The organism is Vibrio sp. 10N.286.46.A8, from assembly GCF_041470165.1.
GTDB classification, from domain to species: Bacteria; Pseudomonadota; Gammaproteobacteria; order Enterobacterales; family Vibrionaceae; genus Vibrio; species Vibrio tasmaniensis_A.
The window spans coordinates 1-9,637 of sequence record NZ_JBFRLX010000087.1; the positions used below are offsets into that span (position 1 = coordinate 1).

The 9,637-nt window shown below is 44.5% G+C and carries 7 protein-coding genes; 1 reads left to right on the forward strand and 6 read right to left on the reverse strand.

Annotated features, from left to right (window positions below):
• From AB4232_RS10180 to guaB, 3 genes are all read right to left on the reverse strand, one after another.
• A partial coding sequence (locus AB4232_RS10180; protein ID WP_372087052.1) for a glycoside hydrolase family 19 protein occupies positions 1–1,528 on the reverse strand: 1,528 nt, incomplete at its 3' end.
• 288 nt (positions 1,529–1,816) lie between these two features.
• The gene (gene guaA / locus AB4232_RS10185; protein ID WP_017098065.1) at positions 1,817–3,370 is read right to left on the reverse strand and encodes a glutamine-hydrolyzing GMP synthase; all 1,554 of its coding nucleotides are present in this window, start codon (positions 3,368–3,370) and stop codon (positions 1,817–1,819) included.
• 378 nt (positions 3,371–3,748) lie between these two features.
• The gene (guaB, locus tag AB4232_RS10190; RefSeq protein ID WP_135444999.1) at positions 3,749–5,212 is read right to left on the reverse strand and encodes an IMP dehydrogenase; all 1,464 of its coding nucleotides are present in this window, start codon (positions 5,210–5,212) and stop codon (positions 3,749–3,751) included.
• Between the two features lie 271 nt (positions 5,213–5,483).
• Here guaB and xseA point away from each other — a divergent pair, with 271 nt between their 5' ends.
• Positions 5,484–6,830 carry an exodeoxyribonuclease VII large subunit gene (gene xseA / locus AB4232_RS10195; RefSeq protein ID WP_102540578.1) on the forward strand — a complete coding sequence of 449 codons (1,347 nt, stop codon included), beginning with the start codon at positions 5,484–5,486 and terminating at the stop codon, positions 6,828–6,830.
• Between the two features lie 89 nt (positions 6,831–6,919).
• Here xseA and AB4232_RS10200 read toward each other — a convergent pair whose 3' ends face one another.
• The 3 genes from AB4232_RS10200 to AB4232_RS10210 all read right to left on the reverse strand — a co-directional run bounded on the left by AB4232_RS10200 (position 6,920) and on the right by AB4232_RS10210 (position 9,378).
• Entirely contained in the window at positions 6,920–7,147 is a 228-nt protein-coding gene (locus tag AB4232_RS10200; protein ID WP_017099592.1) for a zinc ribbon domain-containing protein, read from the reverse strand.
• A 42-nt stretch (positions 7,148–7,189) separates the two neighbouring features.
• Entirely contained in the window at positions 7,190–8,185 is a 996-nt protein-coding gene (locus AB4232_RS10205; protein ID WP_372087053.1) for a diguanylate cyclase, read from the reverse strand.
• A gap of 290 nt (positions 8,186–8,475) precedes the next feature.
• The gene (locus tag AB4232_RS10210; protein ID WP_372087054.1) at positions 8,476–9,378 is read right to left on the reverse strand and encodes an alanyl-tRNA editing protein; all 903 of its coding nucleotides are present in this window, start codon (positions 9,376–9,378) and stop codon (positions 8,476–8,478) included.
• Positions 9,379–9,637 lie beyond the last annotated feature (259 nt).

The window sequence follows — 9,637 nt, forward strand, 5'->3', positions numbered from 1 at the left end:
CAGGTGGTTCAACCGGTGTTGGGTCTACCGGAGCAGGATCGACAGGTGCAGGGACAACTGGCGATGGATCTGTCACTACGGGTGGTGTTGGTTCACCCGCTACAAATTTCCAAGGGCCGCCATTGGCAGGATCATCCCCTTGAGTCCACCATTTAGCTTGGTAAGTCGCACCGTTGTGAGTGACTTGGTCGCCAGCATTGTAAACTTTACTCGCACTCCAACCGTTACCTCCGGGGTTAGTACCAGGGTCAACCGGATCAAGCTTATCGACCACTTTCACTTCAGGCCAACTCGCATGTGATCCATAAAAATTGGTCACACACTTCTCATAATCTCCGGCCACCAAGGCTGAATAAGCGGTTTGGAAACCAACAAGCTCACACTCAAATGAATAGCCTTCTGGGCGGTCTGCGTAGTATTTCCAGTTACCATCCCAGTTGGTGTACAACACATCAGTCGCACCATTCAAGTTCAAGCTTCCATAAGGCGTTTGCTGCCAACATGTATTGGCTTCATCCGCTTCTACAGGGATCAGATAATGCGCAGCTAATCCTTCCCAATAACGAATTCGGTTAACCGGTTGGCCTTTGTCTTTGTTCTGCTCACCACACTCGATACCACCATTAATTACGTTGATTGTGGTACCAAACCCATAGCCAATTCCCGCATCCAACTCACGCTGAGAGGGTGTCCAAGTGCGGTCAATAACGTGCAGCATGGCAGGTTTAGGAGCTTGAGGTGTAAGGAAGAACCAGATAGCAGAAGCCAAGTTCAACCATGAATCAGCAACCAAGCCTGGGTTATTCAATAGAACCGTCGCATCACCATCGAACATAACTTCCGAGAACGCACCGTAGTTAAAATGGTAAGAAAGCTGTTTAGCACCACGTCCAAAGTAACCCTGCCCTGCCGCACAAGGCCAACGTGCATTCTGCCAATCGTTCTGACCACAACCGGTGGTGTAACCCTCTTGACCTTCTGACCAACCCATTTCACGAACATGCACCAGCGCTTGCTGCCACTCTTCTAGAGCTAATGGGTTATCAGAGGTGTTATCTATTGCGATGTGCCCGCCTGTTTCTTGAGCGAAATGAGCAAAGGCCGTGATGATGGATTTTTTACAGATGGCGTCTGAGTCTCGGCCATCAGTGTACTCTCCACAGAAGGCTGGGAATTTACCAATCGCCCGTAAGAAGCGAGTGTACGTGTATTCTGGCGCAGCCATCTGAGTGAGGAAGTCCCATTCAGATTGAGGGAATACACGCTCGACTCGTTTCACGTTTTCAGGATTCGAGGCTAAACCCGGTTCAATAGCTTCAACAATACTATTGGGACGAGTTTGTAATGCTTGTGACCAGATCGCATACATAGGATCGGATGTTTTCGCTTGTTCAGCAGCTTGCAGTGCAGACTTTTCAACAAGGTAGCCATTCGGGTTTTGCGGATCAGGCTGAATGTTCAAAGACGCGTAACTGTGTGCTGCTAAAGCGCAGCCAACTACTGTCGCCAAATATTTGATTTTTAACATGATGGATTCTCTTATCTGTCCTTAATAAGTCCATCAAAGAGTATGCGGCGCATGGGAAATGAGCTAGTCGTTACCATGTGAATTTATAAAAAGTGCGAGTGACACTTTTATGTATCCTTCAACACAACAAAACGTCTCATTGTTTCTTGAGGTGATATCTAGTTTCCAACTGATTTGGTGTCTAGTTGTCAGCTATAAGCTTTTAATACCCTGAGTCAGAAAGAAAAAAGCCCCGAACTGAGTTCGAGGCTTAAGATCTTAATCAAAACTGGTTAAATCTCTAAGAGATTATTCCCACTCGATAGTTGCTGGTGGTTTACCAGAAATATCGTAAACAACACGTGAAATGCCGTTAACTTCGTTGATAATACGGTTAGATACCTTACCTAGGAAGTCGTATGGTAAGTGTGCCCAGTGAGCAGTCATGAAGTCGATAGTTTCTACTGCACGTAGAGATACAACCCAATCGTACTTACGGCCATCGCCCATTACGCCAACTGAACGTACAGGTAGGAATACCGTGAATGCTTGAGATACTTTGTGGTAAAGGTCAGCAGCGTGAAGCTCTTCAATGAAGATAGCATCAGCACGACGCAGTAAATCACAGTACTCTTTCTTCACTTCGCCAAGTACACGAACACCTAGACCAGGACCTGGGAATGGGTGGCGATAAAGCATGTTGTATGGAAGACCAAGCTCTAGACCGATCTTACGTACTTCATCTTTAAACAGCTCACGTAGAGGCTCAACAAGGCCCATTTCCATATCATCAGGAAGGCCACCAACGTTGTGGTGAGATTTGATTACGTGTGCTTTACCTGTCTTAGATGCTGCAGACTCGATTACGTCTGGGTAGATAGTACCCTGAGCAAGCCATTTAGCATTCTTCAGTTTCTTAGACTCTTCGTCGAAGATATCTACGAATACGTGACCGATGATCTTACGTTTCGCTTCTGGCTCAGCTTCGCCTTCCAGAGCGTCAAGGAAACGATCTTCCGCATCAACTTTAATGATGTTTAGGCCGAATTGGTCACCAAACATCTCCATAACCTGCTCACCTTCGTTTAAACGAAGAAGGCCGTTATCTACAAATACACATGTCAGTTTGTCGCCGATAGCGCGGTGAGCAAGCATTGCTACGACTGATGAATCAACACCACCAGAAAGACCAAGGATAACTTCATCGTCACCTACTTGCTCTTTAATACGTGCAACTGCATCTTCAATGATAGACGCTGAAGTCCACAGACCTTCACAACCACACGCGTTAAGAACGAAGTTCTCAAGCATTTTTAGGCCGTTTTTAGTGTGCGTTACTTCTGGGTGGAATTGAACACCGTAGTATTTCTTCTCTTCGTTTGCCATTGCAGCGTATGGGCAAGTATCTGTCTCTGCGATTTTTGTGAAATCAGCAGGGATTTCAACCACTTTGTCACCGTGGCTCATCCAAACATCTTGAGTTGTCTCAAGGTCGGCGAAAAGTGCAGATTCACCCGTTACTTGTACCGCTGCGTAGCCAAACTCGCGCTCAGTAGACGTTGCTACTTTGCCGCCAAGTTGCTCAGCCATAGTTTGCATGCCGTAGCAGATACCGAAGACAGGAACACCTGAATCAAATACATATTGAGGTGCACGTGGAGAATTATCTTCCGTTACACTTTCAGGGCCACCAGATAGGATGATGCCGTCTGGATTGAATTCACGAATATCCGCTTCTTCTACGTCCCAGCTCCAAAGTTCACAGTAAACACCGATCTCACGAATACGACGAGCTACTAGCTGTGTGTATTGAGAACCGAAGTCCAGAATTAGAATACGTTGGTCATGAATATTTTTAGTCATTGTAAGCAGTCTTATTGGCTATGTGATAAAACGGAGGCGAGTTTACTCACCTCTGATTAACTCTTCAAGAAATAAAGCAAACGTTTTCGTTGGTTATCTTTAACCCCATGTTTTGTGAGAATAACTCTCTAAACAAAACAGGCGGTAGATATAATACCAATCACAGTAAGTAAGTGTTCAGTAGTAGCGCTGGAAAAAAGCTTGAGAACAAGGCTGCTCTATTCAACAAAGAGTTCTGATAAGTAGTTATTCTACAATCAAAAATTCTAACGAAGTTATCGAGGTTTTTAACAAGCTAGGATGATCAGTTATTTACTACGATTGGTATATTAATGTGCCGACTAAATCAGCACATTATTCAAACGTTTGGACGTATTATTAACCTAAACGGTAGTTAGGTGCTTCTTTCGTGATTTGAACATCGTGTACGTGAGATTCTTTCATACCCGCACCAGAGATACGAACAAACTCAGCTTTAGTACGCATATCTTCAACAGTTGCAGAACCCGTTAGGCCCATGCTTGAGCGTAAACCGCCCATCTGTTGGTGAACGATCTCTTTTAGACGACCTTTGTATGCGATACGACCTTCAATACCTTCTGGAACAAGCTTGTCTGCAGCGTTATCAGATTGGAAGTAACGGTCAGAAGAACCTTGAGACATAGCGCCAAGAGAACCCATACCACGGTAAGACTTGTAAGAACGACCGTTGTAAAGGATAACTTCACCCGGAGCTTCTTCAGTACCCGCGAACATTGAACCAACCATCACACAAGATGCGCCAGCAACGATAGCTTTACAGATATCGCCAGAGAAGCGGATACCGCCATCTGCGATGACTGGAATCCCGTATTCGTTAGCCACTTCAGCTGCGTCTGCGATTGCTGTTACTTGAGGAACACCAACACCAGTAACGATGCGAGTCGTACAGATTGAACCCGGGCCGATACCTACTTTAACCGCACTCACACCCGCTTCGATAAGAGCACGAGCGCCAGCGCCAGTTGCTACGTTACCACCGATGATTTGTAGATCAGGGTATGCAGCACGCGTATCACGGATACGGTTAAGTACGCCTTCAGAGTGACCGTGTGAAGAGTCGATAAGTAGAACGTCTACGCCAGCTTCAACTAGAGCAGCAACGCGCTCTTCGTTACCAGCACCAGCACCAACAGCTGCACCTACACGTAGGCTGCCGCGCTCATCTTTACAAGCGTTTGGTTTACGTTCTGCTTTATGGAAATCTTTCGCAGTGATCATTCCAGTTAGTTGGAAGTCATCATTTACAACAAGAACTTTTTCAACGCGCGCTTCGTGCATTTTCTCTTGAACTTCTTCACGAGTTGCACCTTCTTTAACAGAAGCAAGGCGAGCTTTAGGCGTCATTACTACGTCAACTTTCTTAGAAAGGTCAGTCACAAAGCGAACGTCACGGCCAGTAATAATACCAACAAGTTCGTTTGTTTCAGTAACAACAGGGAAACCGGCGAAGCCGTGTTTTTGAGTAAGAGCTACAACATCAGCGATTGTCGCTTCAGGGTTTACAGTAACAGGGTGAGAAACTACACCTGCTTCGTAAATTTTAACCTGGCGAACCATTTCAGCTTGTTGTTCAATAGACATGTTCTTATGAATGAAGCCTATTCCGCCTTCTTGTGCCAGTGCAATCGCTAGGCGAGCTTCTGTCACAGTATCCATCGATGCAGAGATCATTGGGATGTTTAGGGAAATATTCTTCGTCAACTGAGTGCGAAGATCAGCTGTATTAGGGAGAACGGTGGAGTGTGCTGGCACTAGCAGTACGTCGTCGAATGTCAGCGCTTCTTTGGCAATTCTTAGCATTTGCAATATCTCACAATAATAGGAGTAAAAAGAAACAATCCAATCTCATCGTTTCGCCTAATGAGGGCAGCCAATTAAGGAAAATCAAACTGCATTTGGATTAGATATTGCGGACGGATTATACGGCCAACGAAATCGCTTGGCTACACATTTTTATACTTTTAATTTGCATTTACCCCCTTGCTATGTATTATATTGCCGCTATCTTCCATACTCACGCCCAGTGAGATTCCAAGAGAAAGACCTTCCTTCAAGGATAGATAGCGCTTCTATGACCAATCCAAACATCTTTACTGTTTCTCGCCTCAATTCAGAGGTTCGTCTCCTATTAGAAAACGAAATGGGAATAGTCTGGCTCGTTGGTGAAATCTCAAATTTCTCTGCACCTGTCTCTGGTCACTGGTACCTCACGCTTAAAGACTCTCGCGCTCAAGTTAAGTGCGCTATGTTTCGTGGCAATAACCGTCGTGTGACTTTTAAGCCTCAGAACGGTAATCAAGTGCTAGTTAAAGCGCGTCTGTCTCTTTATGAGCCACGCGGTGACTATCAACTGATCATCGAAAGCATGCAGCCAGAAGGTGACGGCAAGCTTCAGCAAGAATTTGAAAAACTTAAGATGAACTTGGCGGCGGAAGGTTTATTTGCTCAGTCCAGTAAACAAATTCTTCCAGAACATCCTAAATGTGTTGGTGTTATCACCTCTAAAACAGGCGCTGCCCTCTTCGATATTCTCGATGTACTGAAAAGGCGCGACCCGTCATTGCCAGTCATCGTATATCCGACTATGGTACAAGGTGAAGGAGCTTCGATTCAGATCGCTCAAGCGATTGGACGTGCCAATGAGCGTAACGAGTGTGATGTATTGATCGTTGGCCGTGGCGGAGGTTCTTTGGAAGATCTATGGTGCTTTAATAATGAGATCGTAGCTCGCACCATTGCAGCAAGCCAGATCCCGATTATCAGTGCCGTTGGGCATGAAATCGATGTCACTATCGCGGATTTCGTCGCAGATATGCGTGCTCCAACGCCATCAGCAGCCGCTGAATTAGTTAGCCGTGACAACAGTCATAAAGAGCAAGCTTATGCGTCTAAACGTGCTCGTTTAGTGAGTGCGATTCGTCATGTGTTAATCAAACAAGCGCAATCAACTCAAACGTTGAAATACCGCTTAGAGAAACAACACCCGAGCTACCAACTGCAAAAGCAGAGTCAGCAGCTTGATGACTTAGACATGCGTTTGCGTCGTGGTATGACTCAATACCTAAAGCAGCATGCGCAGCGTGTTGAACGTAAGCAGCACCAACTTCAGCTGAACTCGCCAGTGAAACGCCTTGGTGAACAGAAACTGCATCTGCAACGTTCAGAGCAAAAGCTATTGGATGCAATGGATAAAACACTACTAACTACTCGCCACCAACTAGCCATGGCTGCCGAGAAGTTAGAAACAGTAAGTCCATTAGCAACCCTAAAACGTGGCTACAGTATTACCCATTCAGCATCGAGCAAGACCGTGTCATCGATTAACGACGTCGAAGTAGGCGAAGTGATCACCACTCAAGTTGAAGACGGTGTGATTGAGTCGCAAGTGACAACAAGAGTCGCTAAGAGCGAGCTCTAGGTTCATTAGATACAAAAAAGACCCAACACTTTGGTATTGAGTCTCTGGTATAACATCACCGATTGTCGTTCAAACCAAATAATTTAAGGCTATTCCGCTGGTTGGAATTCAAACTTTACTCTCGATTTAGATTTAAGCTCATTACACTCACCATTACAAAAATAGCTCGCTGCACCACAGGCTTGAAGCTTCTCAAGTTGGCTGCTGCACTCAGGACAAAACCCAACCTTAGTAAAGTGTGCCTGACAACTTTCACAGTGATACTTTCCATCCCAACCTAGCTCTGATTGGCACTTAGGGCAGATATTTTCACTCATTAGCATTTCCTAACTCACTACTTTTTTTACAATCTACTACTGCTAAGACTTAGCTTGCTTGATTTGGTACATGTTCTTATCAGCTTGTGCGATCAAGCCTTCCAATGACTCAGGATCTTTATCATAAGAAAGTCCAACGCTGACAGAAAACTGAGTGCCATCGATATAGAGCGCTTGTTCCAAGGTTCTTTCTAAGCTTCGATAAAAGTTCAGCACACTTTCTTGATCATCAAAGCAAGAGAACACGACAAACTCATCGCCCCCATAGCGCCCTATCTTGGCACAGGCAGTCGTTGCCTCATCAAGCACTTTTGCAACGGCTAACAACACATCATCACCAAAGCTGTGGCCAAACGTATCGTTTATTGACTTAAATTTATCGACATCAACAAACAGGCATGCCATCACTTTTTCAGTAAAACACCGGTTAGTTAACACCTGCTCGGCTTCTCTCAGCAATGCTCGGCGATTCAAACTGTGTGTTAGGGAGTCCCGATTGGCAAAAAAGTTGAGTTGATTCTCTAACTCATACTTCTCAAGCGCGACTGAATACAGAGAAGCCAATAACTCTAAGATCTCAAGTTCAAACTCATGAGGTTCAGAGATGTACTGACTGTAAATTGCGAAAGTACCTAATACGTGACCATGTGAAGAGATGATTGGCACTGACCAACATGCATGAAGATTGGCCTGATTGGTTAAGGCTAAGAAAGGAGTCCAATTCGGGTGTGCATTAATATTGGAGACCATGACAGCTTTCTTAAGTGCCGCCGCTTCGCCACAAGAACCAATTCCGGCACCAACCCCCACCCCTTCTATCTGCTGGTTATAAAAATCAGGCAAGTTTGGAGCATATTCTAAATGTAATGTATTCGATTCGGGGTTTAGCAATAGGATAGAGGCCATCCTTTGACCAAAAATCTGCTCGGTGAGTTGAATGATCTTGCGATTTAATTCTTTGCGATCCAACCCAAGGGCAAGCTTTCGAAGCAAACTGTTTACTGCTCGGTGACCTTCTAATAAAAATTGTTGTTTCATTCACTAAAGCTTTCAATTATATGGTGGGAACAGCTTGTTCTTATGCAAGCCTATATACTGGTCAATATTAACACACTAAATTACCACAACACACCACCGAAGATCATAGGTTGATCTTTTGCTTTATCTACTTTGATCAGCGATCTACCCCAAAAAGAATATTTATATCACCACACACCGAAAGCATAAGTTACATATACTGCATTTCAATTTACAATGGAATATATGACTAGAAGTAAACAAATAAAACCAACAATGCAGAATAATCTATTTTCGATCTTTAATTGAGATCATCGAGAGACACACGTCTGCATTTCGATATGTTGGTCATCTAATTGGGTTAACTTAACCGACAATGCCTTAAGTTCTGAAGTATTGTCGATGTGAGTACCACCACACGGAATAGACACTAAAGTCTCGTCATCTAGTTGCCATTCCCAGTAGCGAGAGTCTGTTAACGACTCACCTTCTAGTCTCATCGTTACAAGAGTCGATTCAGCAAGCCAGCCTGCAATCATCTGGTTGATATTGGCCTCAATGCCATCAAGGTTCGTTAGCATGTCAGCAACGTTCAGACCGCGTTTCTTCAATGTTTTACCTAAACGATACTTATCGGTACACAACTCTGGAGTCACAAAGCTAGTCACCTGTGCGTAGCTATTGAAGTCATAGCTGCCGAGTGGATCTTTTCTATCCGCATCTTTACGCCAGTAACTCTCAGCCAATACTTTATTCAAGGCTAAGAAGGCAATATGTCCGGCACTATGACCGCGGCTCAAACTGGCTTGGTGCTCTTTATCAACCGACAACTCAACTTCATCGCCAATTTTAATAATAGAAGCTGATACAGGTAGTTGGTGGACAACCACAAACGCCCACCCTTCCGTATCACGCTTAACAGGGATATCTGCTGCAATATAAAGATTTCCAGTAGATTGCTCTATTGCACCAACAAGGCAATCTTCAACAATATACTGTTCGCCACCTACGCTGACAAAACCTCGGTCTGCTGGGTGATCGGGCCAAATATGACTCACAGGGTGGAAAGGTGTCACGTCAGTGATCAAGTAAGTTTTGCTGTCGTCACTTTCAACGTACACTGCTTTTGCATTGATCAGCCAAGTTTGATGACAAAATTGAGTGATGGTTGGTGTGATTGCTGACGCTGGTGTAATCAAATCGCTAGTGGTCATATCATTCTTCTTTTGGAATCTAGTCTAAGTCGCTAGCTGATAACGGAATCAAAGACGCGATTATCAGATAACGTGAATTTTACTTAAAAAAATACCCGAGACAGGCTCGGGTATCAAATCTATTGGAAAGGTTTACTTGCGACCTTTAACCATGCTCATCATACGTTTACGTTTACGTTCTTGAGAAATTGTCAGCTTGTTAGTCTTAGCTTCAAATGGGTTCTCGCTGTTCTGGAATTGAATGCGAATAGGTGTACCC